At 66.1% G+C, this 313-nt stretch carries 1 pseudogene; it reads right to left on the bottom strand.

Annotated features, from left to right (window positions below):
* Positions 1-84 precede the first annotated feature (84 nt).
* Positions 85-313: pseudogene (locus tag HTZ77_RS44975) on the bottom strand (ABC transporter substrate-binding protein); the annotation flags it as partial.

The raw sequence follows: 313 nt of genomic DNA, 5'->3' as shown, positions 1-313 counted from the left end.
GTCGTCGGCGCGTTGCCGCAGGCGGCGACGGCTACCGCGAGCCCGGCCAGGATGACTGCTGCGCTGGCTTTTGCCATGACTTCCTCACGGGGTTCTGATGATCTCTTCAAGTTCGGATCTCATCGAGGCCGCGACGTCGTCGGCGGACTCGGTGAAGGGAGGGCTGATGGCCTTGGCGACCGAGCTGGCGATCACCAGGCTCAGCTGGTTGTAGGTGGGACTCGCCGGCCGGAGCTTGGCGGCGAGGATGCTCTCCTTGAGCACGGGCAGGTACGGGCAGCGCCTGATCAGCTCGGGATCGTCGTACAGCTCG

This window comes from Nonomuraea montanisoli (genome assembly GCF_013363975.1).
GTDB lineage: Bacteria > Actinomycetota > Actinomycetes > Streptosporangiales > Streptosporangiaceae > Nonomuraea > Nonomuraea montanisoli.
This window is presented reverse-complemented; position numbering and strand designations above follow the sequence as displayed.